The following is a 26,045-nucleotide window of genomic DNA, read 5'->3' as shown; positions in this document are numbered from 1 at the left end:
TAAGTCATGCGCAAAATAATAGGTTCACTGTTAATCGCGTTGATGGTCGGCTGCACTCAAGTCGCTATACAACCGCCGAGTGAAGTAGGCACGCTCAACAATGTCCAGACGCTGAATGGCCCCGCCATCGCCACCCAGTTGAACACGCTTTACAGTCGAAAATGGCCTAACTGCAACAAATCGGACTCGCAGCCCGCATTCCTGTGTTCGGGTGTGACCCTCAGGGTCACGGTAAAAGACCCCGCCAACACCTATAAAGTCTGGGACCCCAGCCCCATTTCGGTAGAAAGTGGCGGGGTATCCTATTCCTATCTGCGGGCGGATGCCAATTTCGGGCGGCTGGCGTGGGGTTACGGTAATGGCTATATCCTGTATCCCATTTTTGAGGCACCGGCCGACAAGATCGATCTGGATTATCTGTGCTCGTACCCAATGGACGCATGGGGTTGGCACCGGAGCACGACGGAAGTTTGCGGTCCTTCCAAAGACTATCCCACTCAAAGTCAACTGTGCCAGAACGCTGGCGTGACCACTGCGCAACAATGGCTAGCCGTATGGAATATCGCGGGGGGCAACCCGAATTTGCGTCAATGTGGATTCGACATCAGAGATGAGCGCAATGCCGCAGCCGGTCCCGCGTTCTACCAATCCCTGGTAGCGAAACCCATGTTAGGTGCCACAGGGTTTAACGGACACAATGAAATCATCATTAAAGTCTGGACACCTGGTCAGCCCAACACATTCCCGATCATGGCGTTCTTTTACATTGCTGGTGGTACCGATCCAAAGCCACTAGCCGATGCGCAATACAACCAACGGGATTTCTACAACTCGACAAATCCGAAGATCGTGGTCCCGATTATTCGCTTGACGCCTGCCACTAGCGCCACGGGCACAGCCACTTTTACTTACGTCGCCGCAGATCAAGTGGTGACTCAATGAACACCCTGCTGTGGCGCACGCTCGGCAAAGCCCTGAGCATTCTCTCTCATGCGCTGATCGGCTTCGGTTTGATGGCTGGCATCAGCTCCCCCCCTTATGCGCAAACGGCAACACAAGCCCCTGACAGCTATATCCTTACCGTAGAACGCTGTGTGAAATACGTCGCAAGTGCGCAATGGGTTTACCGGGACTATCAGTGGTCGTTCTCCATCACGCCGACCCCGTGTGCGAGGAAGACACCGCCGGAGGGGACACCTTTCCTGTGGGACGAACTCTCCCGTGACTATTCCAACAGCCGCTACTGGAAAAACACCCATGGCATGCGTCACCAATTGATCTGTCATCTGGCGATTGCAAGAGATAAACCTCAGTGGAACCTGGAACCGTGGCGGCCTGATGTAGGGTATTCAAAAACCCTGGAAGCTGGTTGCAACCATGTGATCCCCTTGCCTGAACAGGCACCATGACACTTTCCCGAAAGAAGAGCATTACAGTTGGTTTTCACTGGTATTCGTCATTGAACAATTGGAAACTCCCAGGCTTTGCCTATCGACACACGCCATAGCCTGAGGAAATCCAATGCGCACCATCGGCCTTATCGGCGGCATGAGCTGGGAGTCCAGCGCCGAGTATTACCGCCTCATCAACCAGCAGGTACGCGATCGCCTGGGGCCATTGCGTTCGGCGAAATTGCTAATGTACAGCGTCGACTTCGGCCCTGTCGAACAGGCCCAGCATGCCGGGCGCTGGGACGATGCGGCGGCGATTCTGGTGGATGCAGCCCAGCGCCTGGAGGCTGGCGGAGCTGACTGCGTGGTGCTGTGTACCAACACCATGCACAAGGTGGCCGGGCAGATTCAGTCGGCGATCGATATTCCGTTCCTGCACATCGCCGACCCTGCCGCTCAGGCGGCACTGGATGCCGGTGCGCTGCGGGTGGGTCTGCTCGGTACTGCGTTCACCATGGAACAGGATTTTCTCAAGGCGCGTCTGATGACCAAGGGTTTGACGGTACTGGTGCCGGAGGCTGATGAACGCCAGGCCGTGCACCGGATCATCTATGACGAATTGTGCGGCGGGGTGATCAGTGAGGCGTCGCGCCAGGTCTATCAACGGGTGATCGAATCGCTGACCGCACGCGGCGCCCAGGCGATCATCCTCGGCTGCACCGAAATCGGCCTGCTGATCAAACCCGAGCACAGCGCCCTGCCCTTGTTCGACACCACCGAACTGCATGCGCAGGCGGCGGTGGCATTCGCGTTGGGCGACTGAGTCAGTCTGCCTTGAGCGTGCGACGCAGGCGAGCCATGCTCAGGGTATCGACCAACCGACCGTCACGCACGGCATAGTCGCGGAACAGGCCTTCGGTCTCGAAGCCGAACTTCCGATACAGGCCGATGGCCGCTTCGTTGTCGGCGTACACCGAGAGTTCGACCCGTTGCAGGTTCATCCAGTTATCGGCGACATCGAGCGCCGCCGCCAGCAGCTTCGAACCGACACCCTTGCCTTGCCAAGCCACGGCGACACCCATGCCAAAGCTGCCGGCGTGGCTGCGGCGAACTCGCGAAAACTGTTCCAGACCGATGTTGCCGATGACCGATCCCTGGTGCAGCGCCACCAGTTTCACCGCCCGTTCGTTGTCCGCCATCAGGCGTTGGCGCCAGACCTCGGCGGACTGAAACGGCATTTGCAGCACCTGACGGGCCACAGCCGGGTCGTTGTAGAGGGCGGTGACGCCCTCGACGTGGGATTCGTTGAAGCGTTCGAGGGTAATGACGGAATCGGCGGGCATGAGTGTTTCGTCCTTGATGCGTACATGGCCGCTTACTCTATAACGGTGCAAACCTCTGTGGCGAGGGGGCTTGCCCCCTCGCCACAGAGGTGTTCTTGCCAGAAGATCAGTCGAGCTGCTCGAACCACTCCCGCCGCTCATTGAAGGTGTTGCGGATCAGCTCGACGATGCCCTGCACCTCAGGCTCATTTCGGGAATCGGCATTGACCGCCATCCACACCTGGCGCTGCATCGGTTGGTTGAACAGCCCGGGCAACGCCAACAGCCCTCGATCGAATCGGCTCATGTAGTGCGGCAGCAAACCGATGCAGGCGCTGCAACGGATCATCTCCAGCATCAACTCATAGGAATGCAACTGCACCACCCCCGCCAGGCGCTGCTCCACCAGACGGTTCCATGGCCCAAAGGTCTCGACCTGACGGTCGTGCTGCCATTGCACCAGCATGAAGTCGGCCAGGTCACCCAGGCTGTCCGGGCGGGCCGCGACCCGCGAGTAACGTTTGGCAATGTGCGGCAGGTAGTCCAGCCGTGCCAGACGCTGGGGCTCGGTGATGGCAAAACTGGGGCCTGGCAGCGGCGAATCAGTGCCCGTCAGCCACACCACCACATCGGCGCTGATCGCCCGCAGGGACAGTTCACTGTCGAGGGAAATGATGTCCAGGCGCACACTGGCGTTGCGCCGCAGCAGCGCGACCAGGTCGCGACCGAGGATGTCGTGCAGGATCGACTCGGCTACGGCCAGGCGAATCAACGGCTGTTCGATCACCGGCAACTTGCGTTCGTGCACCAGCGCGATCAACCGTGCCTGCAACTGCTGGCCGTCACGACTCAAGGTCAGCGAACTGCCCTGGAACTTGAACAGTGAACGCTGCAGCTGATCTTCCAGCTGCGCCAGATGCTTGCGCAACAATGTTGCCCGCACATTGAGGCTGCGCGCGGCCTGCATGAAACAGCCGCAACGGGCGCTGACCATGAAATATTGCGCCACCTCGGCATCGATCCCGGCAGCCAGGGCCAGCCAGGATTCGGATGGCTCGCGCGAGGATCGGTATTCGACAACACCCTGACGTCCTGTGGGTTCTATGAATGACATCGATGACTCCCTGTCGATCTTTGTTTTAGGTACTCCACACATCCCCTGTGGGAGCGGGCTTGCTCGCGAAGGCGTCGGCACATTCAATGGAAATGTTGCCTGTGAAGGCCTCTTCGCGAGCAAGCCCGCTCCCACACTGGATCGCTGCGAACGGGGAAACTAACGTTTTTCCTCCAGCACTTTGTTGAGCTCGGCCCCGTCGATACTCAGCGTCGCGGTATTGAGCATGCCTTCCAGGTAGGCCTTGGCGATCTGTTCCTGACGCTGGGCACGCAAGGCCTGGGTCAGGCGTTCGCGCAGTTCGTCCAGGGTCGCGGTGCGGGCCGGTTGCTGCTCGGTGAGTTTGATCACATGGAAACCGGCCGCGCTCTGCACCGGTTCGGACACGGCCCCGACTTTCAGCCGCGCCACCGCGCCACGCACTTCCGGCACCAGTTGCTGCAACGGTTGCAGGCCGGTGTCGCCGCCTCGCTCAGCGCTGGCTCGATCCTGCGAATACTGACTCGCCAACGCCGCGAATTCCGTCGGCGCGGCCTGGGCTTTTTTGCTCAGCTCCGCAGCTTGTTTGCGCACGGCATCGAGATTTTGCGGATCGCTCACCCCAAGGAAAATCTGGCTGACCCGGTACATCGGCGGTGTCACCCAACCGGCCTTGCCGGCCTCATAGGCCTGCTGCAATTCGGCGGCGTTGGGATAATCGGCCGGTACCTGACTGACCGACTGCAAATAATCGCGAAAGACGATCTGCTCAGTCGCGGCGCGGGTTTGCCGTTCGACCTCCGGACGCTGGCGCCAGCCTTGGGCGTCGGCCTGTTCGAGTACGGCTTTCTCGGCCAGGCGCGAACGAATCCAGCTCTCCAGCGCCCCGCGATTGGCCCGCAGTTGTTCGCGGGACTCCGGCGCCAAGGTGGCGAGCAGTGCCTTGAGTTCTTCAGGGGCGACTTGCTGATTGCCGAGGCGCGCGACCGCCGGCGCACTCGTTGCCAAGACTGCCGATGGCGCCGGCTGCTGGGCCGCGACCGGGTCATTGCCCGGTCGCAGCCCCAGCGCAACAGCAATTACCAACACGGCCAGCGCCCCTGCGCCGGCCACTACCGTACGCTTTTTCACAGGGCTGGAACCTCTTGCGCGGGCGCCTCGGCGGTTTTAGCCTGGGCTTGCAACTGCGCAGCGTTCTGGCTGTATTCGCGCAAGTAAACGATGAATTCCTGAAGCAAGCGATCCCAGAGTTCAAGGTTGCCGCGCAAGTGCTCGTCGCTCACCCCGGCGGCCACCACCACGTCCATTTCCATCACTAGAAACTCGCCCTGCACCGACATCCGGGCAAACCGGCGCGAGGCATTCCACAGCTCCGCCAGCCCGGCCGGCAACTCGCCCTGCACGCGCAAGGCGCAACTGAAGGTGAAGTCGACGTAGCTGCCCGGCTCGGCTGCCGGGTTGCCGAAACGCACGGCGTAGCCGATGCCCTGGCTAGCGCTGAGCAACTGCACGATGCCGTTCTGCTCCGTTTGATTGACCCGGTAACCGGCGGCTTGCAGCACGTCGGTGAGGGATTGTGGCGATACGTGGCTGATCAATTGAGTCATGTGAAAGGCGTCCCTGTCATTCAATGGGCAATCGCGGCCTGGGGCGCGTCGAATTGCGTTTTATAGAGTTCGTCGCCAAACCCTTGGGCCAGCTCTTCGAACTTGACCCGGGCGCTGCCCGCGAACGGTTGGCGGATCTTCATCACCTCGGCGACGTCGATCTTTTCGTAGGCCGCGAGGATCTCCTTGGCCACGCCGTACATCTGTTGATTCTTGACCGAACATTGCTGCATTTGTGTGTCACGCTCGGCCAATTGTGTCGCAAGCCTTGCGCGTTCGGCTTCTTTGCCCCGGGCCATCACCAACAGCTCTTCATACGCTTTCTTGAATTTGCCGATCTGCTCGCTGCTGGCCGCCGCTTGCGCCTGGGCCTGGCTTCGCAGGCTGTCATGCTGACCGGCCAGTTGTTCGGCCACGCCCTTGACCTTGGCCAATTCCGCCGTCAGTTGCTTGATTTGCGTTTGTGCAGCCTTGGTCTGGCTCTCGGCCGCCACTTGCGCGGCGCTGGCCTGGGCCTGCTGACTTTGCAGGGCCTGCAACTGCTGGGTGGTGCTGCGCAATTGGGTGCGCAAGCGTTCCTCCATGCCTTCGGCGCTCGCCCCTTGAGTCAGCAACACCCCGAGGGCAAACAGCAGGATTTTTGTGTTCATGACGCTCTCCCTGCGCCTTAGAAGCGCGTGTTGATTTCCAGCTGCAAGACGTCGATATCGAACGGCGCGCCGTACACCGCTTCGGAACTCAGCCAGCGACCGGTGGCGAAGACGTTCTTGGCCAGGCCGTAGTTGCCGCCCAGGAAGTAGCCCTTGGCATTGGTGCCGCCGAGGTGAAACGACGAGTCGTTGAAGCCGTCCGGCAAGGCGTCCGGCTGGATGTACTTGTAGCCGGCGAAGAAGTTCCAGTCGCCCTGCTTCTTCAAGTCCAGCGAGTTGCCGAGGGTGAACTGCACCATCCAGGCATTGGCGCCACTTTCCACTTCGCCATTGCTGTCGAGGTTGTTGACGATCTGCCCCGCCGAGCGTTTGCGCATCTCCCCTTCGTCATAACCCAGGTTGTGGATGTAGTTGGCCTGGCTGCGCAGTTTGAAGTCTTCAGGCAGGTCGGTGTCCCACACGAGGTTGAGGTCCAGCAGGTTGAATTCCGAAGCCAGGCCGACGAATTGCGGTTGCGCCGTGGTGGCCGGGTTGAGCGGGTTGGGGGTGATGTCACGCAGCAGGAACACGCTGTTGCCCTTCTGCATGAACGCCGAGCGGCTGCCATCGCTGTCGCATCCCGGTGCGCCGGCCCAGGGTTCACAAGGACTGGAACGCTGGCCTTCGATGTCGTCGAAACGGTAGTAGGCCAAGGCGCCCTTCAGACGGTTGTTGCTGTTGATCGCCCAGTTGGCGCCGATCTGCGCGCCGTACAGCCACTTGTTGTCGCTTTCTTCCTTGTCGAAACCGTTGCTGGTGCTGGTGTCGTTGGTGTATTCCACCGGGAATGCGCCGACGGTGCCGAACAGGCCCCAGTCGCGGTTGAGCTTGTGGTCGAAGATCGCCGCCACGCCATCGAAGTTCAGGTCGGTGGAATAAAGCATGTCGGTGGAGAAGAACGGATTGGCGATCCGCCCACCGGTCAGGGTCAGTTGATCGGACGGTTTCCAGGTCAGGTAACCCTGATCGAGCCAGATGTCTTTTTTGCCGAAGCCGCCGCCGAGGGTCTGGGTGGTGGACACCGGGTTGTTGTCTGAACCGGTGCCGATGCGAATGCCGGCGGTCCATTCGGGTGAGATCAGCGCTTTCATGCCCAGGCGCGCCCGCAGGCGGAACAGGTTTTCACGGTCTTCGCGGCTGTTGAGCAATGGCGGCAGGTTGGTGCTGCTGTTGGGGTTCACGTCGTACGGGCCGTTATTGTTGAGCCTGGCGAAGTCGACGATTTCGTTGCTGTTGGTGCCCGAGTAGTAACGCGACTCGTCCCGCAGGCGAATGTCGCCGTCGAAGCTGATGCGCGAGACCCAGTCCGGGAAGGTGTTGGGCTGGGCCCAGTTTTCCTGTTTGGCGGTGGCCATGACCTCGGCCTTGACCTGGTCGCGGATCTGATCGCGTACCGCCGCCGGTACATATTGCACCCGTACATCGCCAGGCGCGGCAGCCGGGCCGGCCGCCACCGCAGTACTGGCGCTAGCCGCCTTCTGGGCCTGCACGGCTTCGTTCTGGGCCTGGGCAATCAGCGCCTCGGCCTTGTCCTGTTTCAATACGCCTTGCTCCACCAGCAAGCGGATCAGATTGATCGTGGCGTTTTCCGAGGGCGCAGGGGCTGCCGCTGCGTGCCCGACCAGGGTCGCAATGACCATGCCGACCGCCAGGGACAATCGATTCACGTTGGAAATCATCTGCACACAACTCCTTTTGGCAAAACCTGAAAATGTTCGGTTAACCCGGACGCCGCCCTTGCAGGGACAAGCGCACAGGCAAAGTCATGGAGGCCGGTGGCCGTTCGGTTAAATGCGGTGCGCCACGCAATGCAGCGAGCACCTGAGCGTCGACGTCCGGGTTGCCGCTGGACTTCACCAGCTCGACCCGGGTGATCTCGCCCACGCCGCTCAGCCAGACATCGGTCTGCAGCGAAAAAGCCAGGTTGCGCAGGTCCGGGTTTTCCCGCAGCAAGCGCTGGAAGGTGAACGCCAAAAACTGGCTGTACGTGCCGTTGCCCACACGCCCGCCTCCGGCACCGGCCATGCCGCCACCCTTGCCGGCGCCAATGTTGAAGGCGTCTTTGCCGGACTGGGCGTCGCCGTCCATTTGCATCGGGTTGGCGAGGTCATCGACGGGCGATGGCGGCGCCTCTTCTTCGGGCTTGACCTCCTGCGGTTCCGGCGCCGGTTCAGGCTCGACCATTTTTTCTTCCACGGGGGGTTGCGGCTCCGGTGGTTTTTCCGGCGGCGGAGGTGGCGGTGGCGGCAACGGAATAATCGTCGGCACTTTCGGTGCTTCCCGACGCACGCCGCTCATGTCGTTGGCCCACTGCCAGAGAAACCACGCGGCCACACCGGCCAGCAGCAGCCCCGCGCCCCACTTCGCAAAGCGCACGGGTGACGGCTTGACCGGCAACGGCTTGAAGGGTTGTTGTGCGGTCATGGTCAGCCCTGGGTCGGTTTGCCGGTGACGAGACCGACCTGGGACAGTTCGAGCCGGCGCAACAGGTCCAGCACCTCGATGACTTTCTGGTACTGCACCGTGGCGTCACCGCGCACGATCACCGGGAAGTCAGGGTTCTGCGCCTTCTCGATGCGCAAGCGGTCTTCGAGTTCCGCCAGGGTCACCGGGTAGGCATCGAGGAACACCTGGCCGCCGTCGTTGACCGAAATCGCCTTGGTCTTGGCTTCGGACAGCGACACCGAGGCACTGGCCTTGGGCAGGTTGATCTGGATGCCGGAAACCTGCGCGGTGGCGGTGAGGATGAACATCACCAGCACCACCATCAGCACGTCCACCAGGGGCGTGATGTTGATGCTGTCCACCGCTGCATCTTCGTCATCGTCGTGGGAGGCATTTACGGAAGCCATGTCGGTGCTCCTCAGGCCGGTACAGACGAATGGGGGTGATGGTCGCGGCGATGGGCCGATTCGCTGAACTGGCTTTCGCCATGCATCTCCGCCAGACGGGTGATGAATTCATCGACGAACACCCGCATGTCGGCGCTGACTTCCTTGTTGCGGGTGATCAGCCGGTTGTAGCCAAACAGCGCCGGGATCGCGACGAACAGGCCCATGGCGGTGGCCAGCAAGGCGGCGGCCATGCCCGGGGCGATGGCGTTGATGTTGACGTCACCGGCCATGGCCGTGCCGAGGAACACCACCATGATCCCCAGCACCGTGCCGAGCAGACCGATGTACGGGCCGCCGGCGATGGCGTTGGACAGCGTTGAGAGTTTTGAACTGAGCGCCTGGTTTTCGCGGGTGCGCACGCCATCCATCGAGCAGCGAATCGCTTCGATGGTCGCGGCCGAGACTGACGAGGTGTCGGCGCCCTGCTCGCGGCGGGTGCGAATTTCCTTCACCGCCACCTGATACAAGCGCCACAGCGACGAGTGCTGCAAACGCTGGGCGAGGTCCTGATCGTCGGCGAACATCTCCAGACGCGTACCGACCTTGGCGAACTGTTCGCGGAACGCTTCGTTGGCGGCGCTGACGCGGCTGACCATGCGGTTCTTGCGGATCATGATGACCCACGACTGGAACATCATCAGCACCAGCACCGCGATGATCACCCAGGCGTCCGCCGGCACGGCGTTGAGCAGGAAGCCGAGGCTGCCGAAGCCATAGCCCGACTGTTCTTCATCGACGCCGTAAGCCACCAGTTTCGACTCGGCGCCCTGGGAGTTGGCGTCTGCCAGCAACTGCGCGGCAGGTCGGGCAACCTTGGACAGGCGCAGCTCATCAATGGCGCCGGTGAACGGCTGATAAGTGGCGGGTGTTGTGCTCGGCAGATCGGCACCGATGGCCATGACGGAATTGAACGCCGGCATCGCTACGGCAAGGCTCGCGGTTTCACGCCCGTTGACATACAGCGAGACTTTACCGCCCTCGGCGGTCAGCGCCAGATGCTGCCATTGGCCTGGGTTCAACGGCTGGGTAGACGCGGCGCGCTGGCCGTCGATCTCCACGAATGGCATGCCCTGGTTCAGCCCCAGCAACAGGCTGTTCACCCCTTCGCGCCTTGCCAGCAGCAACTGCTCGCCATTGGCCTGATCCACACGCAACCAGGCGCTGAAGGTGAACGCGCTGCCGGCGTTGTGTTGCAGCGACGGGCTGGCCGGCAGCAGCAACGGCTGGCCACTGAACTGCAACGCTCGCCCCATCACGCCGTCGATGCTCGCGCCGGTCGCGCTTTGCGCGGTGTTGCCGTAGGCGGTGGTGTCCTTGGCCGGCGTACCGTTGGCGCCGTCGAAGTGATAGAGCGCGGTGAAGTTCGGGTCGAAGGTCAACTGACCGTTACCAGTGGCCGGGGCTTTCGGGTTGCCGTAATACATCCAGATGTCCTGGCGCTGACCACCCGAAATAACAGGTACATCGACCCAGATCAGCGCCATGCCCATCAGCGGGTCGAAGCTTTCGATCTGGTGGTTGAGCACGGTTTTGTCATCGGCGGCGACGAAGCGCAGGTCCGAACCGTCCTCCTTGACGCCATCGAAGGTGAAATTGCCGGTGTGCAGGCGCACCAGCAATGCCGTGCGGCCCAACGTCTCGTTGATCGCCGCGCCCTGGGGCGTGGTGTCCACCGAAATCTGTTTGCGGTAATGCCAGTCGTCCTGCCACCAGGCCTGGGCGGTGGCCGGGAGCACGAAGCCCAGGCAGATCAGGAAAGCGATGAATAAGCGCTGCATGAAAAATTACTCCGTAGGTTCAGAACGTCGCTTGCAGGTTGAAGTGCAGGCGCGATTCCTGTTTCGAGGTGTTCGGCCCTTCGAGCAGCGGATAGCCCCAATCCAGGCTGCCGGACAGCCATTTGCTCAAGCTCGCGCGGGTGCCCAGGCCGACACTGGCCAGGGCGTAATCGGCGTCCTGGTCGGGGAGCTCGTCACGCAGGTACAACTGGGCGCCTTCGGCGAAGGCGTAGAAGCGCCATTCCTGGACGTAAGTGCCCAGGTGCTTGGCCAGGGATGGCGTGCGCAGCTCCTGGGACAACAGGAAACCGTCGTCACCGGTGCGCTCGGCGGCCAGATAACCGCGCACCGAAGTCGCGCCGCCGGCCGAGAATTGCTCGTTGGAAACCAGCGGCCCGGACGCCAGCTGGAACGCGGCTTTGGTCGCGGTCTGCCAGTCATTGCCGAAGGTAAAGGTGTAGTTGCTGTCGCCCTTGAGCACGGCGAAGCTGGGGCTGGCGCGGTAGCGTTTGTAGTCGAAGTCTTCGTCGGAGCTGCCGTAACCGAACAGGCTGCGAGTACCGGCCACCAGACTCAGGCCGAGGCCCAGTTGTGAGTTTTCGGTGTAACGAAAGCCGTTGTAGGCGAAGGTGAACGGTGCGTATTGCAGCGGCACCTTGTCGCTCTCGCCGGCCAGGGTCAGGCGCTCGTCGAAGTCCTTGAAGTCGATGCCGGCCGACAACGAGTTGGACCAGTTGCCGCTGGACGGCAGCGTGTAAATCGCCGAGATCCCGTAGGAGTGGCCCTTGCCCAACACGTTGCTGCCACCGATGGTCGCGACGTTACTGTCGGATTGATAACCGGACAGTTGCACACTCCAGCGCTCGTTCAACGGCGCGGTGTAGGAACCGGACCAGACCTTGGCGTTGTCGGTGTCCTGGGGCGCGGTGAAATAGGTCAGGGAAATGCTGTGACCCAGTTGCCACAGGTTGTTGTAACCCAGGCTGGTGACGGCGCGCAGTTTCTCGGTGTCGGCGCTGTAATCGTTGTTCAGCCCGACGCTGGCCTGCCACGGATTCTGGTCCTCGACCTGCAAGTCCACGTCCATGGTGCCGGGGCGCTGCCCTTCACGCACCAGCGGCATCACCTGCCGGCCCGGGGTCTTGTTGAGTTGCGCCAGCTCGCCCTGGACCTTGCTGAAGTCCGGCACCTCGCCTTCTTTCAGGGCCGGCACGTCTTCGCGGATGTCCACGGGCGAATAGTGCTTGGCGCCGACTACCCGCACCCGGCCGACTTTGGTTTCGCTGACCTGCAGATAAACAATGCCGTCCTCGACCTTCTGCTCCGGCAACTCGACGAACACCGATTGATAACCACGGGCCTGATAAACCTTCTGCAGGGCTTCGCGGGCGCCTTCGATATCGTTCAGGGTCTTTTGCGGACCGAGGAACGGGTACACCGCTTCCTCGATCGCCCGAGCGTCGAGCACGGTGTTGCCGCGCACGAAGTATTCATTCACATCGACCAACTTTGCCGGCGCCGCACTGGCGGCCTCTTCGGCTGATACCGGCTGCACGCCGGCCGCCACCAGCAGCCAGCCCCACAGCGCCAGCCGTGACTTGAAAAGATGCTCCACACCACCCCCTGAATTCGTAATGACCGTCGCTGTTTGCCCAGCGCTCGGCCCACTCAATTGCTTGCTGTCGATGTCGCGGCGTGTTTGCCCAGCCAGGTGTGCAGCAGCGCGAAGTTCAAGGAGAACTCGGGCATTTGCAGCAAGGCACCGCAGAACACTTCGCCAATGATTTTCTGGATCAACTGCACCGCCCGCGGGTTGTTCAGCAGCGTGGCGATGTCGCGGCTCAAGACGTTGAAGCTCCAGACCTTCTGGTTCAGGTCCAGGCCGACGAACCAGCGGAACAGCAGGTTGTAATTGAGCTGTTCGTAGAGCTGCTGCTCGCTGGGCACCGAATAGAGCAACTGCAGCAGCAGGATGTGCATGACCGTTTGCGGGGCGATGAGCATGCCGGGCTCGGCATTGAGGCCGTGCAGGATGTCGCGGTGCTCTTCGAGCAGGTCGTCGATTTGTGGGCGCAGCAACACCAGTGAATGGCCTGGAGGGATGTAGCTGGACACTTCTTTCAAGGCGCCCTGCCAGTCATCCTGGGACACGATCCAGACCCACGGCGCGCCGTAGCGATAGACCGAAACCGGCTTCTTGCGCGCGGCTTCGACGATCTTCGACAGGCGCTGATCGAGTTCTTGCATGCCCACTTTCGAGTAGCGTTCCATAGTCCCCATTGCCTCACTCCCGGCTCCCGCCCTCGGCTGGAAAAGTGGTCTTTCGACCCCCTCAAGCACGTCACATAGGCATGACCGGAATGGCGATGTGCTACCGAACTTTTGTCACAAAAGCTTCATTCCGCAGATGGGAATTGCGCGGGATTTTCTGTGTACACCCATAAAATGTGGGAGCGGGCTTGCTTGCGAAAGCGGAGTGTCAGCCAAGTACTTATCTGCTGACAGGACGCCTTCGCGAGCAAGCCCGCTCCCACAGTTGGACTGTGTACATCCACCAGATTTGCAAAAAAAAGGCGACCCAAAGGTCGCCCAAACTTGCAACGAGAGTTCTATAACGTGAGGCTGCCCCGCTCCTCTTCGGTCAGGCGCTGCCGGGCCGATTCATCCAGGGTTCCGGCCCCCAGCACCTGCACCGGACTGTTCGGGTTGTACCCGGCCTCCGGCGCCCGACTCGCGCCATCGCGGGTCGGTGCCAATTGCTCGGAGCCGAAGCTCAACACCTGCACGGTGAACACCGACGCCTGATTCTGCCGTGCCGCCGCCTGCTGCTGACGCGCCACATCCTCCGCCGCCTGCGTGGCCGACGACGCCGCGGAACTGGCCGACGTAATCGCCCCGGTGTTCACCGAAGCGGTCATCGGCACTCCGGTCGACTTGCCTTGGGTCTGGATGTTCGCCGCGTTCACCACGGTCAACGCCGCGATGTTGACGTTGCCCGACACCCGAATCCCCGCCTCGCCGGCATCGATGGTGCCCAGGGGCGCGATCAGGTCGATGTCACCCGGCGCCACCTCGGGAATCGGGTTCAACGTGGCGATCCCCGCACCGGTACTCGGCACCGATGGCGACAGGGTCACGTTGCCCCAGGTGTCGTACAGACGTTTGGGTGGCGTGTAGACCACGGTGGTTTTCGAACCGCGACCGGCGTTGATGTCACCTTCAGCGGACCAGCCCATGATCGAGCCACCAAACGTAGTCATGATCCGGCTCTGGCCGAGCAAGATGCTGCCTTTGGCGTACAGCTCGATATCGCCCTTCCCTTGGGTAATGACGCCCGCCGTGGAGGGCGGCGCCGTGCCTTCGATGCCGAAGATCTGGCCACCGCCCGGCGTCAGCATCTGGATGCCACCACCAAAATCGGTGTGCACACCGGCGCCGCCGTACATCGTGATATCGCCCTTGTAGTTGATCGAATTCCCTGCCACGTCTTTGTCGGGGAACAACGCCGCAATCGTCTCGCGACCACGCACATAGCTGCCCTGACGCAAGCCACCCTCTTCGTTGTACTCGCGGCCGGCGGCCTTGAGTTCGGCGAAGTACACCTCACGGGCGAACACCCGGCGCTGCTCGGCCGGCAAGGCGGCATAGAAGCTGCGCGCCTGTTCCGCAGTTCCGCTGAAGCCATAACGAGCGGCCAGCCAGCCGGCCAGTTCGGTTTCGTAGGTCTTGGCGACTTTACCGTTCTGACTGGCCAGCCCAAGGCCGGTTTGAGCCAGGTTCGCGGCCGACAGATAGGGGGTGATGAAGCGATCGTAGTCAGGTCCGCCGGCACCAACCCCAGCCTGCATCACAATGCTCGCCCCGGCCCTGGAATCCCCCGGCACCACGGCACCGATGCTGGTCACGCTGACCTTGTCTTCCATCAGCAGATTGCGCCCGGCGGTGATCTCCAGCAGGCCGGGACCGGCGACGTTGAAGTTGCTGTAGAGGATGTCGCGTCCGGCGGAGGCGATGGAGATGTCATTCGGGTTGTTGTGGACGAACAGGTTGCCTGCGTGGGTATACGCCAAGGTTGTATCACCACCCACACCACCACTGAGGCCGGTACCGCTGCTGACAATGTCTCGCCCGGCCATCATCCAGACCGGCCCGCCGCCCTCGTACCAGGTTTGTCCAAAGCGAGAATCAGTGGTTGTGGTGAAGGTAATCGCCCGACCGCTGCTGACCGCCAGCAAATCGCCGTTCACGGCGTAAAAACGTGCAGGGTTGTCGTTAGCATACCCATCGCCGGCGGCACTCTCCGGACCAAAGGCAAACAGCGGGAAGATGTCAGTAGCACTGCCGACGCGGGCACGGTTGCCCGTTTCGGACAGATTGCTGCCGACTGTTCCTGTAGAGACAGTTGCCACAAATGCCGGTCGTTGAGGTGTCGCCATTGCACTGGAGGACGCACTCGATTGGCTGACGGTCAGATCTCCACCATAGATGGAATCACCGGCCAGGAACTGCAGTTCCCCACTCGCCGAAGGCGCGAGGACCAACGCAGGGCGCTGCCTACTGACACCGTTACCAGTGCCTGACCTGCTAGCCTCCCCATAGTAAAGACTGCCACTGGCCGCAACGGCTCGCAGAATGGACGGATAAACCATCGCCAGGTCCGTCTCCGTACCTTGGGTGTAAGGCGTCAGATTGCCACCCAATGAGAACAGATCAATGGCCGTGTGATCGGTCCATAGCGTGAACCAGCTGCGTCCCACAGCCCGGACGCCCGCGCCCGTGGTAAACGCCGAGCCGCTCATCAGCGGCGCGCGTCCAGGGTCCGCGACATCCTGGACCACCAGATCACCCAGCGTCGACAGCGCAAACGTGGCATCGCCGGGCATCAATGTCAGCCCGCCGGACGCTTTACCACGGGTCGCGCGGAACAGGTCATAGGCACGGGTTTCTCCTGGGGATTGGGAGTCGAGCGTATTACCGTAAAGAAGGTTGAGACTGCCCAGCGTCCCACTGTCGAGTTGAGCATGACCGCGCAGGTCGATCACGGCACCATTGAGATGCCCGTCGACGATGGTGCTGGCCGGATTGATTGCGCCGCTGACGCGCAGGTCAAGGTCGCCACCGCCGGTCAGTTGCACGCTGCCATCGGCGCCCACACGCCCGGTGCTGCCCACTGCCAGTACCAGCCCCTGGCTACGTGGGTTGATATTTTGAAAGGCGTTTCCGGCCAAGGTATTCAACACCCCGGCATCGCCCCCTACCTGTACGTTCAGGTCACCACCACCCAGGGTACCGAAGCCGGTGAAACCGACCATCAGATCGGCCTTTCCGGCCTGTGCGCCGGGGGTGTAACTGCCGAAGTTGATCCACCAGGCAGTCGGCTGCGCCGCACCACCGGTCGCAACGTCACCATTGCCCTGGCGCCATAACCAGTTGCCGACATTGACCGTGTCATAACCCCAATCACCTGGGTTGGGGCGTCCAACGCGACTGGTCGCTACATCCATACTGTTGCCAGTCAGGTTGCCGCCGACCTTCAGCGTCAGGTTGCCGCCAAAGTCCGGGTACCAGGCGCGATAGAGACTGCTGGTGCCGCCATCCACCAATTTTTCGTTTTCACCGAACGCGTCCGTGAGCACCTTGTCATCGGTCCCCCGCGCCCTAGGCTGGTTATAGGGATCATTGGCGTAGGTGGCGCTCGCCGAGGTACCAGCGGTATAGACACCGTACAGCGAATCCATTTTCAGATCGCCTGCCGCCAGCAACTCAAGGTCCGCCGCGCCGGTGCGAATCACGCTCCAGCGCTGACTGCCGGGCTGGTACTCAGGCTGACCGCCGGCCTGGCAGGCTGTCGGATAGTCAGTGCATAGCTCGGGATAGCCGATGGCGTCGAAGTCAATCGGCTGGCCCACCAAACTGGGATCACCCATGATGTCGGTCGCCCCCGACTCGGTCCACACCAGGCCGCCCGCCTTGCCATACATGCCATAGTGACTGTCGGCCAGGTGCAGGTCACCTCTGGCCGGCAGCGGTTGCACGATACGACTGTCTGCGGCCTCGGTATCAGCCCCGGCCATCAGACGCAAAGACCAGGATTGCGAACCTTCGGCCAGCATCGGCGCGATGGCCCAGTTGCGCCCCTGTCGGCCCGCGATTTCCGGCCGCAACTGCACCGAATCCACCCCGGCAGGCAGTTTCACATCGGTGCCGGACGGAATCAGCGCGCCACGGGCCAGCGCCAGATTGCCGACGAGATTCAACACATTGGTCTGAGCATTCATCGCCCCCGCGACGCTCGGCAACGGTACCCCCTTGGGCCAGATAAAGTTTTGCAAGGACGCGGCGCTGGTCAACAGGCTCCCGGCGCCCAGTTGAGAATCGGCGGCCAGGGTCACGTTTTGCTGCAACAAGGTACCGGCGGCGAACAACAGGTTGCCCACGTTATCGCGCACGTCGGCCGCCAGAACGGTGCCCGCCGGCAGTACCAGTGGCTGAGCGAGGGTCACGGCCATCGGTAAGCGAGTGCCGGCGACCACCGTCACGCCTTTGAGCGGTACGTCGTAGTTCAAAGTCGTCCCGGCCGGGAACGTGGTGCCGTCGGCCAGGGTAACGCCCGCGCCCGGCACGACGATATCGCCACCGGTGAAATCGATCCCCGGCAACAGTACCCAGCCCTTGTCGTCCTGGGTGTCCGGTGGCGGCGCGAAGCCGTCGTTGATGCTGCCGTAGATATTCAGGTCGCCGCCAGCACGCAATATCAGGCTACCGGCCTCGCCGGAGCCGTAGACGCTTGTTTTTTGCGTATGCGGGTTGAGGCTGGCGTAGCGATAACCCGACAGGTCCAGATCACCCTGCACCACCAGATCGCCATCGGCGGTGGCACTGACAATCTCGACACCGGGTCGCAGATGGAAGACGTCGGCATAACGGGCGTTATTCAGCCCCGCCAGTTTGCGCTGCATCAAGTCGTTGTTGGCCAGCGCGGCGTTGATGAACTGGATGCTCTGTTGATGCTTGCCGTCCAGATAACCCTGATCGATCACTTGATACGGTCGGCCGCTGGCCGCTGGGTCAGTGCCCAACGGCGCATCGTCGTACTGCCAAATGGCGTTCACGGCGATGGAACGCGCGCCCTGGATATCCAGATTGCCGCTGGCATCAATGGCGATGTCACCGTAGACCGGATCGGGAGCACTGAGCCCCATGCGCCGGGCGTTGAGCTCCAGGGTGCCGCGCGCGCGGCCATCGTTTTGCCCCGGCAGACTGCCGAAGGCCACGTCCGTGCCGTGACGCAGATCGATGCGCGCTCCGCTGGCCAGGGTCAATACGCCCTCCCGGGAGGTCAGGTCGATCATCGCCCGGTTCGGCGAGTCGATGATCTTGCCGTAGCTGTCCACCCGCAGGCGGCTGCCATGGGCATCGAGCAATGCGCTACTGCCCAGGGTCAGGTTGTTTTTCGCCGACAGGCGAATGCTGCCGACCCGCTCGCCACTGGCGTCCACCGTGCCGTTGACCCACAGGCTGCCGTTATCCAGCGACACCGTGATATTCGACGCCTTGAGGTCGTTACCAATGGCCAGGTCGCCTTGCTTGAGCTGGAAGCTGCGCGAGCCGAACACTTCGCCCTGATTCAAACGCTGGTTGAGCGCCGCGAACTGCTCACTCAAATGACCATTGCCGCCCAAGCGCTGAGCCTGGATTTCGACCTCACCGGCCAGATACGGCATGTAGGTGCCACCGGCGTCGTAGTCACCACTGCTGCTACCCAAAATGCTGCCTTGCAAGTCGACCATTCCGGCCGCCGAGCCCAATGCCACGGCACTGAGTTGACCGGCGCGGTTGTTGCGCGCCGACAGATCGATCCGCGAGCCGGCGCTCTGAAGAATGTTGCCGTTACGGCTCTGCAGAATAACTTCACCGCCGCTGCTGTATTTCGTCAGATCATTGAAGCTAATGGCACGCCCGGCCACGTCGATCAGCGCGCCATCCGTCAGCGTCAAGTCGTTGATGGCGTTGAGGGTCAGCTTGCCGCTGGGCAATACCACCGCACTCGCCAGATTGATGCGGCTGCCATTCAGTGACAGTTCAGCACCGAGGCCGACAGCGCTGGCTGCGGCGTTGGCCGTGCCGCTAACGTCAATGGCGCCACCGGCAGTGATGCGGTTGATCGAACCAGCTTCACCGGTCATCAACGACGTGACGATGTTCAGGTTGCCGCCGCTGTAACTGAAACCCTTCTGCGCGTCGAAAGCACCCTGGCTCTGGTACACCGCAAGACTGCCTTTGTGATTGGCGGTGATGCGCTCGCTGGCGCTCAGGGTGACGTTGGCAAAGCCCAGCGCCAGACGGTCCAGGCTGGCGACAGAATTGGGTTGCGCATAGTCGCCATAACCGAATTCGATGCGCTCGGCCAGAATGTCCAGACGCCCGCTGCCGGTGCCGGCACCGTCGGCGGTCACTGCACCGGGGGCACCTTGGGCACCATTCCAGATCAGATTGGACGTGTGAATGGTCGCCACATCGTTCGCGCCGCCGGCGCCATACATGGCCGGCGTGGTGAGCATCAGGTTGCTCAATCGCGAACGACCGGTCTGGGCGTCGTAGGTGTCGAGGCTGGCGCTGCCATAGAAGTTCATTGCATCAAGGGCGGCCAGCTCCAGGGTTTCCAGCGCCGGAGCGCCATATTCGGTGTCGCCTTGCAACAAGCGCTCGAGCACCGGCTGGCTCAGGCTCAAGCCGGTCGGCAACACATTACGCGCCGCTGCATCGGTCAATGCCTGGCTGCTGCCGACGTTAATGTTGGCCAGGGCCAGGGTCAGGTGACGTGTGCCGTAACGCACCTGATCGTCCAGTTCCAGGGATTGGCCCGTCGCCGCGACGATGCTGCCTTGCGAATAAAGCTGTGCCTGGCCGGTGCACAACGTGCTGAGGCATCCGCCCACGCTGATCGAGCCACTCTTCGTCTCGCTGCTAGTGCGAACATATTGCACGTTGCTCAAGCCATTGGAGACCACTAGCAGGTTGCTCGCCTGGTAAATGAAGCCATCACCGGCGTCAAACGCCACCGCGCCCCGGCCAATGGTGTTAATTGACGCCCCCTGTTCCACCACCAGATTGCCTGTCTCCGACACCAGGAAGACTTCCGGAGCCCAAAGGTTCGCACCGCTGCGCACGGAGATGTCCGAAGCGCTGCCAGCGTAAGAAAACTTGATGTAGTTACCCCCCTGGCCGTATTCCACGACTGGCAAGCGACCGATGATCATCCGCTTCGCTTGCAAGGCATCCAGACTGTCAGCCTGGAGTGTGACGCCGTCAAACCCCGGGGTGGCCTGTTGGCCCGCCCCAACGATTTCGATGTCTGCGTTGTACTGCGTCGACAACGCCACGACGGTACCGCCATACCCGCCCGCAGCTGCGTCGAATCTGCCGATGCCATTAAACGAAAACGCTTTTTCTTTGGCGCCCTTGAACATTGTCAACTTGAGCGTTTTCGCATCCACCGGCAGCATCGCTCGCGGCACGCCCAGACGAGCAGCATCGGCCAGTACAAATTGGGCGTAGCTGGTTTCGTTATATTGCGAGTAACGGCGCAACACGTCACCGGAGGTCAGGATCAACTGGCTGGCGATGCTGTCATGCAGCCCGGTGTTGGCCACCGACAGCGTGCCGGCGGTGGTCCACGAGCCGTTGCGCATCCGTTGCGCAGCGGCGACGCTGCCCAGCCCCGCCAGGCCGTTGACCTCGACCCGGAACGCCCCCGGCAACATGGCATAGGTGGACGGCATCAGCGTGTAGGTCCCCGCCGCCAGCCCTGGCACACCGGCACCAATCGTCACCTGTCGCCCGATCATCGGGTCCACCGCACCGCCTTCGGGCGCCACGGGTGCATAACCGCTCTGCTTGCCCGGAACGATGGCATACACCGGGTTGCTGGCCAGCCCCGGCAAGGTAAAACCACCATTGGCGCCGATTTGCACCAGCGGGTTGTAACGGGCGTCGGTCGAACCGCCACGACCGGAGACAAACCCGGTCCCCAGCAGATCGCCACCACCAGACAGGTCGAGAACGGCCCCTTCCTGTGCCGTGATGGACTGACCACCCAGGTTCACCCCGATGGTCAGATCACCGGACTGACTGCGCACGCTCCCTTGACCTATCAGCACCACGTTTTTGCCCGCATAGCTGTAGGTCTGGCCATCGACGGTACCGCCATAGGGCAACATCAAGCCTTGGCCGCTGACGGACGTCAGGCTGCCGGGGAGCAATTCGACCTTGGCCGTGAGGCCCGGCGAGGCCGCGGTGCCGATTTCAAGAAGTCCCAACGGTGCCCGCACGACACCACCTTGTTCGATCCTGGCTGCGCCGAGTTGCAATCGACCGAACGCCGAATACGGTACATCAGGTGTCCCGCTGACTGTGCGACCAATGGCCAGTGTTCGCGTCGGGTCGTATAGCGGCACCCCTGGTCCCGCGTCATACCCCCAGCCATAACCCGCCAGCACCCGCGCGCCGACCCCGGTGGCCGGGTATAACTGGGCAGCGCGCAAGGTCATATCGCCTGGGGTGATCAATTGCGTGGTAATGCCGTCCGGCATTCCCTGTCCACCAATGCCAGCGAGAAAGCGCAGATCGCCTCGGCTGTTCAGCTCGATCTGATCGAAGCCCTCACGCTCGACGGTGACGGTGGACTCTTCGGCGCGCTTGAACGTACCTTTGCTGCTAAAGCGCACGCTGCCTTGAACATCCAGCAGATCGGCATTGACCGCGAACAGCGCCTGGTTGTTCGCCGTGGACACAGTGGCGTCGAGCACCGGTCGGACGTAAACAGTCTTGTTTGGGTCATCCGGGGTCAGTATCCCCGCCAACAGTACATGTGGCGCGTTCAGCTCAACCCGGGTATTGGCGGCGGCGCCCTTGGCCAGACCAATGCCACGTGAATACAGGCTCAGGCTTTGGCCGGTGGTCAGCGACACATCGCCGGCCACACTCAGCAAGCCATTGCTGAGCAGCGCCACGGTGTCGAAACCGCCGGCCTGTATTTGATCAACACCCAGTTGGCCGCGACCGTAGACCAGCGAACCGGCATTCTCTTCAGGTGAGCCATTCAAGGTGCCAGGTAAATGCGTCTGGCTGAGAATCAACTCACGGACCTGCAACACTCGATCCGTGACAGTGGCGTTCGGGTAATAAGGCGTCTCCAGCACGACCGACAAACTGCCACCCGCCGCGCCCGCGCCGCCGGCCTTGGCGTTGAAGCTACCGTCCAGGTACAAGCCATTATTGGAGCCCAGAGAAATACTGCCGCCATTACTTGCCACCCAGGTTTTGCCCTGGCCGGGAATGTCCAGCAGCGCGCGGGCGCCGGAGGCTTCCAGGCGTGAGCCTTCGCGCAATACCACAAACAGGTCGGACGCCGTCGCCATCCCGGTTTTGCTGTCGATCTGGCCACCGATCACGATCTGGCCGCCATTGCGCACCTGCCCATAGGTCTGGCCACGGGCATCAACCGCCGTCGCCGCGCGGGCCGCGACATCGATCAATGCCTGTTCACCGAGCCAGATGGAACGGCCATGGCCGATGGCGTTGAGATTCTCGGCCGCCTGCCCGCTGACATTCAGCCCGCCCAGCGAGACCTGCCCACCCCAGGCATTCAACGTACCCTTGGCGGTCAGTTGGCCGATGCTGCGCAGGTTGATTGACTGGCCAGGATCAACGCTGATCACCGAGCCTTGACCGAGGGTCAACGCGGTAGTGGCCATATCGGCAGGCGTGGATTGTGCGGTGCCGGCATTCAAGCTCAGGCTGGCGCCTTTACGTTGGGTCAACACACCTTTGAGCGGATTTTCTTGATACAGGGTCGGCAGCCAACGCTCCAGCGCCGTCGCCGGTTCCGCGCCAGTGGCCGTCCGAGCGGCGTCTTCGCCGAAGCGATAAGCTGGCGCGGTCACCTCCACTTGGGCGCCGTCCGCGACGATCAAGCCTTCATTGCCGGTGATGTCGTAGGCCGAAAAACCCTTGTTGAAAAAGTCGGCGGCCAAGTGCAGCGTGTCGCTCCCGGGCGTGACGGCCGCCTCGCCGATCTGCACCTTGTGGGCCTGGATTTTCAAGGTGCCGCCACCTGTCACGCCTTCACCGCGCAACTCGGCCCCGAGCGTCAATGCACCAGCCCCTGATGTGCTGCTGTCACCCGCCGCCAGGGTCAGGTCACCGCCCTTGCCGCCGCGGGTCTTGCCGTCAGCCATCACCGCGCCGCCGGAGGACGCATCGATCAGGCTGCCCGCCTGCAAATCGATATCCCCGCTGCTGCGCAACGACACCGTGCCGCCGTTGAGGTACGGCAAACGACTGTTGTCGTCGGCATCGAGCAATAGATTGCTCCACAGGCCGGCGGTGTTCAGCCGCACGCCATCGGCCACCGTTACCTGAGCCTTGAAACCACTGGTGGGTGCCAGGATTACATCGCCCACCACGAAGTTGCTGTTGATATTGACCTGTTTGAGTACGTTACCCAGACGAATGCTGCCACCACGGGCGGTGAGGTCAGCGTTGGCCGTGACTTGCGGGGCGTACAAAGTGATCTCGCCGCCATCAGCCACGGTCAGTGCGCTATCGACCTGAACCTGTTGCCGGGCCGCGACTTTCACCGCGCCGAGCTGGAAACCACTGAGTTGATCGCCGTCCAGTTGCAGTTTGCCCTGCCGGTCGCTGGCCACCGCCGAGGTCAGGTCAAGGCCGGCGGCGATCTTCTGCTCGACATCGCCAATGAGCACCTGATTGAGCGTCGAGTTCAGGCCACTGTTGAGCGAGCCCGTGGCGGTGTCGTAAATCGGCGTGTAGTTGCCGACCAACAGCTGCGCCCTTCGCGCCACGGCGGTTTGCGATTGCCGGTAGCCGTCGAGACCGGAAATCGGTGCTTGCGTTTGGCGCTCGCCCTTGAACACTTCACCGACAATCTGCCCCTCGAGCACCGCGCTGGTGGTGGCGATCACCAGTTTGCCGGCATCGCGGCCCACGGTGTAACCATCCTCGAAGCGTTGCTTGGGAGCGATCAGCGGGCTGTAGTAATAAGAGGTCTGCCCCCAGCGCTCACTGTGCTCTTCGTAACCGTTGTAGAGCCCGGAATAGAGAATGTCCCCCGGTGCGCGCGACAACTCATACAAACGGCCATTAGGGCCCTTGAGCCAGGACTGGCGCACATAACCGCTCTGCACATCCAGCGTGCCGCCCGACAGATTGAGCTGCGCGTTCTGCTGGGTCACCACGTCATTGCCGGTGAAGGTCAAGGTGCCGCCCTGGGCCATCCATTCGCCGACGCTGTGATTTTGCGTGCCAAGGTAACCACCCACTTCCAGCAAACCACCGGCGGTGTACCAGCGATCGGTGGCGTAGCCGTTGGTACCGGCCGCTACGCGTACCAGCTCGCGCAAATCGACCCAGACGTCACTGTTGCTCAGTTTGCCGCCATCGCGGTTGACTGGGGCATCGCGCTGCTCGTTGCCCTGAACGTTGACCTTGATGCTGTTGGATTCCATCGCCACCTTGACGCCGATGGCACCGGACACGTCGATCGCCGCGCCCTCTCGCACCAGGCTGCGAACCCCGGCACTGACCGCGACCTGGCCGCCAGTGGCCAAGGTGATCGATCCATTCTGGAAATCGACACTGCCGCCACTGACGATCTCGACCCGCGACTGGTCGGTGCGGTCGGCCACGGCGCTGAGGTTGTTGAAACGCCCGGTATTGAGCGTGTTCGACAATCCGTCGAGCCCCGCCAGCGCCGCATTGCGCTGGCTGTCCAGCGCCGAGCCACCGGCGGCATCGAGCAGGATCGCCGTGGTGCTGCCCTGGCCGAGCGTCACACTGCCGGTGGTGTCGGTGGCCGAGTTGAGCAGGTGCACGGTGCCACGAATATCGACCGAGGTGCTGGCCACGGCCACGGCGTTTTGCTGCACTTGATGCCCGGTCAGGGTGATGTCGCCGGTAGACGCTTGAATCAGGCCGTTGTTGATCACCGTACCGGCGCTGCTGCCGGTTTTGAGCGCGGTGGCTACTTCATTGCCACGGGTGGTGGAGCGTTGGTTGCCACTGGTGCCGACACCGCGACGAATGTAAAAGCTGTCGCCGGCGGCCAACGTGGTCTGACCTTTGGCGGTGACGATGGAACCGGCGTTCTCCACTTCGCTGCCGAACAGCAACGCATAACCACCCGCATCGGTGGACGATGCCGCCTTGTGGGTTTCGATCAAGGCACCGCGCTCCACCAGCACTTTGCCGGCGGCATCGGCGAAGGTCGGCTGACTGCCGGTGGCGTCCACATACAGGCCGCGCTGGCTGAACTGTTCGTCGGTGATCGTCGCGGCGGCGGCTACCAGGTTGCGCACGTTGACCTGGCTGGTGCCGCTGAACACGATGCCGTTGCGGTTGATCAGCATCACCGTGCCGTCGCCCTTGATCTGACCCTGGATCTGACTGGGGCGCGCACTCGGGTCGTTGATGCGGTTAAGCACCGCCCAGTTCGATTGCTGCTTGAAGTCCACGGTGGTGTTGCGCCCGACGTTGAAGGTTTCCCAGTTGAGAATCGCCTTGTCGGCGGTCTGCTGAATCTTCACCGTGGTCTTGCCATCGGCCTGGGTTTGCTCGGGTGCCTGGGCATTGGCCCAGCCCTGGGTCAGGCTGTTGTCGACTTTCAAACCGCCCTCGCCCAAACCATCCGGCACAGTCTGCACTCGACCGAACGCAGCCTGCCGCCCCGCCGCTTGCGCGGCTTGCTGCGCGGCAATCGCGGCCACGGTGTTGTTGAGGTTGGTCAGTGAACGCTGCAATTGTTGATTGGCTTTTTGCTGCTGCGCCAGCGGTGGTGGCATGCCTGGCACTGTCGCCCCTGGCCGTGCCGCGCCGGCAGACTGCGCCGCGCCCTTGGCGGCAAACCAGCTGGAACTGAATGCGGTCGCCGCGTGGGCATTGCCGGCAACCATCAACAACGCAATGGCCTGGGCCAACGGCTTGAGCCGCAGTATCGACAGCTCGCCATCACGACGCGGGGCATTCGGTTTTGCCAGAGGTTTGCAGCGCAGCATCACTACTCATCCTTTCGATTTGCAGAAGGTCTGCAACGCCGTGCTATCAAGCGGCCAGCGTTGCTTATAGGGGATAGGCGGTTAAACGAGGGCGCGACCGAACTTCTGTCACGCAATATTCATCTGGCTGTTTTGCCCAGGTCACACGCAAAAAATCAGCAACGGCTTGCGCCGTTGCTGATCGGGTATTGCGGGTC

Annotated in this window: 15 protein-coding genes; 3 read left to right on the top strand and 12 right to left on the bottom strand. The window is 62.1% G+C overall.

Going from position 1 to position 26,045, the window contains the following annotated elements:
- The first annotated feature begins 6 nt into the window (after positions 1-6).
- The 3 genes from PSH64_RS12475 (at position 7) to PSH64_RS12465 (ending at position 2,214) form a co-directional block, all read left to right on the top strand.
- The gene (locus PSH64_RS12475; protein ID WP_105342097.1) at positions 7-942 is read left to right on the top strand and encodes a halovibrin HvnC; all 936 of its coding nucleotides are present in this window, start codon (positions 7-9) and stop codon (positions 940-942) included.
- Complete coding sequence (locus PSH64_RS12470) at positions 939-1,409, top strand: DUF2599 domain-containing protein (RefSeq protein WP_105342099.1); 471 nt, start codon at positions 939-941, stop codon at positions 1,407-1,409. The genes PSH64_RS12475 and PSH64_RS12470 overlap by 4 nt, the downstream gene beginning before the upstream one ends.
- Before the next feature lie 112 nt (positions 1,410-1,521).
- Positions 1,522-2,214 (top strand): aspartate/glutamate racemase family protein, encoded by a 693-nt coding sequence (locus tag PSH64_RS12465; RefSeq protein ID WP_105342102.1) that lies wholly within the window; start codon positions 1,522-1,524, stop codon positions 2,212-2,214.
- Between the two features lies 1 nt (position 2,215).
- On the opposite strand, the gene PSH64_RS12460 is transcribed toward PSH64_RS12465, so the two are convergent.
- The 12 genes from PSH64_RS12460 to PSH64_RS12405 all read right to left on the bottom strand — a co-directional run bounded on the left by PSH64_RS12460 (position 2,216) and on the right by PSH64_RS12405 (position 25,848).
- Positions 2,216-2,734, bottom strand: a complete 519-nt coding sequence (locus PSH64_RS12460; protein WP_105342104.1) for a GNAT family N-acetyltransferase — start codon at positions 2,732-2,734, stop codon at positions 2,216-2,218.
- 106 nt (positions 2,735-2,840) lie between these two features.
- Entirely contained in the window at positions 2,841-3,827 is a 987-nt protein-coding gene (locus tag PSH64_RS12455) for a LysR family transcriptional regulator (RefSeq protein ID WP_105342106.1), read from the bottom strand.
- 159 nt (positions 3,828-3,986) lie between these two features.
- Positions 3,987-4,937, bottom strand: coding sequence for a peptidylprolyl isomerase (locus tag PSH64_RS12450; RefSeq protein ID WP_305480814.1), 951 nt, complete (start codon positions 4,935-4,937; stop codon positions 3,987-3,989).
- Positions 4,934-5,413, bottom strand: coding sequence for a YbjN domain-containing protein (locus PSH64_RS12445; protein ID WP_305480813.1), 480 nt, complete (start codon positions 5,411-5,413; stop codon positions 4,934-4,936). The genes PSH64_RS12450 and PSH64_RS12445 overlap by 4 nt, the downstream gene beginning before the upstream one ends.
- Before the next feature lie 20 nt (positions 5,414-5,433).
- The gene (locus tag PSH64_RS12440) at positions 5,434-6,063 is read right to left on the bottom strand and encodes a DNA repair protein (protein ID WP_305480812.1); all 630 of its coding nucleotides are present in this window, start codon (positions 6,061-6,063) and stop codon (positions 5,434-5,436) included.
- Between the two features lie 17 nt (positions 6,064-6,080).
- Entirely contained in the window at positions 6,081-7,781 is a 1,701-nt protein-coding gene (locus PSH64_RS12435) for a putative porin (RefSeq protein ID WP_305480811.1), read from the bottom strand.
- 40 nt (positions 7,782-7,821) lie between these two features.
- Entirely contained in the window at positions 7,822-8,526 is a 705-nt protein-coding gene (locus tag PSH64_RS12430; protein WP_305480810.1) for a TonB C-terminal domain-containing protein, read from the bottom strand.
- Between the two features lie 2 nt (positions 8,527-8,528).
- Positions 8,529-8,954: a biopolymer transporter ExbD gene (locus PSH64_RS12425; RefSeq protein WP_105342120.1), complete on the bottom strand. Its 426-nt coding sequence runs from the start codon at positions 8,952-8,954 to the stop codon at positions 8,529-8,531.
- Between the two features lie 11 nt (positions 8,955-8,965).
- The gene (locus PSH64_RS12420; protein ID WP_305480809.1) at positions 8,966-10,774 is read right to left on the bottom strand and encodes a DUF2341 domain-containing protein; all 1,809 of its coding nucleotides are present in this window, start codon (positions 10,772-10,774) and stop codon (positions 8,966-8,968) included.
- A gap of 19 nt (positions 10,775-10,793) precedes the next feature.
- On the bottom strand, positions 10,794-12,389 hold the full coding sequence (locus tag PSH64_RS12415) for a ShlB/FhaC/HecB family hemolysin secretion/activation protein (protein WP_305480808.1): 1,596 nt from the start codon (positions 12,387-12,389) through the stop codon (positions 10,794-10,796).
- Between the two features lie 53 nt (positions 12,390-12,442).
- Positions 12,443-13,054: a transposase gene (locus PSH64_RS12410; protein WP_105342128.1), complete on the bottom strand. Its 612-nt coding sequence runs from the start codon at positions 13,052-13,054 to the stop codon at positions 12,443-12,445.
- 329 nt (positions 13,055-13,383) lie between these two features.
- Positions 13,384-25,848, bottom strand: coding sequence for a filamentous haemagglutinin family protein (locus tag PSH64_RS12405; RefSeq protein ID WP_305480807.1), 12,465 nt, complete (start codon positions 25,846-25,848; stop codon positions 13,384-13,386).
- Between the last annotated feature and the right edge of the window lie 197 nt (positions 25,849-26,045).

It is taken from the genome of Pseudomonas sp. FP1742 (genome assembly GCF_030687145.1).
GTDB classification, from domain to species: Bacteria; Pseudomonadota; Gammaproteobacteria; order Pseudomonadales; family Pseudomonadaceae; genus Aquipseudomonas; species Aquipseudomonas frederiksbergensis_D.
The sequence above is the reverse complement of the archived record's forward strand: the minus strand, read 5'-3'. Positions and strand labels throughout refer to the sequence as shown.

Excerpts from the sequence above, each read along its gene's own strand:
- PSH64_RS12405 (WP_305480807.1), bottom strand. The coding sequence starts at position 25,848 with ATGCTGCGCTGCAAACCTCTGGCAAAACCGAATGCCCCGCGTCGTGAT.
- PSH64_RS12465 (WP_105342102.1), top strand. The coding sequence starts at position 1,522 with ATGCGCACCATCGGCCTTATCGGCGGCATGAGCTGGGAGTCCAGCGCC.
- PSH64_RS12475 (WP_105342097.1), top strand. The coding sequence starts at position 7 with ATGCGCAAAATAATAGGTTCACTGTTAATCGCGTTGATGGTCGGCTGC.
- PSH64_RS12420 (WP_305480809.1), bottom strand. The coding sequence starts at position 10,774 with ATGCAGCGCTTATTCATCGCTTTCCTGATCTGCCTGGGCTTCGTGCTC.
- PSH64_RS12435 (WP_305480811.1), bottom strand. The coding sequence starts at position 7,781 with ATGATTTCCAACGTGAATCGATTGTCCCTGGCGGTCGGCATGGTCATT.
- PSH64_RS12430 (WP_305480810.1), bottom strand. The coding sequence starts at position 8,526 with ATGACCGCACAACAACCCTTCAAGCCGTTGCCGGTCAAGCCGTCACCC.
- PSH64_RS12425 (WP_105342120.1), bottom strand. The coding sequence starts at position 8,954 with ATGGCTTCCGTAAATGCCTCCCACGACGATGACGAAGATGCAGCGGTG.
- PSH64_RS12460 (WP_105342104.1), bottom strand. The coding sequence starts at position 2,734 with ATGCCCGCCGATTCCGTCATTACCCTCGAACGCTTCAACGAATCCCAC.
- PSH64_RS12470 (WP_105342099.1), top strand. The coding sequence starts at position 939 with ATGAACACCCTGCTGTGGCGCACGCTCGGCAAAGCCCTGAGCATTCTC.
- PSH64_RS12410 (WP_105342128.1), bottom strand. The coding sequence starts at position 13,054 with ATGGGGACTATGGAACGCTACTCGAAAGTGGGCATGCAAGAACTCGAT.
- PSH64_RS12445 (WP_305480813.1), bottom strand. The coding sequence starts at position 5,413 with ATGACTCAATTGATCAGCCACGTATCGCCACAATCCCTCACCGACGTG.
- PSH64_RS12440 (WP_305480812.1), bottom strand. The coding sequence starts at position 6,063 with ATGAACACAAAAATCCTGCTGTTTGCCCTCGGGGTGTTGCTGACTCAA.
- PSH64_RS12455 (WP_105342106.1), bottom strand. The coding sequence starts at position 3,827 with ATGTCATTCATAGAACCCACAGGACGTCAGGGTGTTGTCGAATACCGA.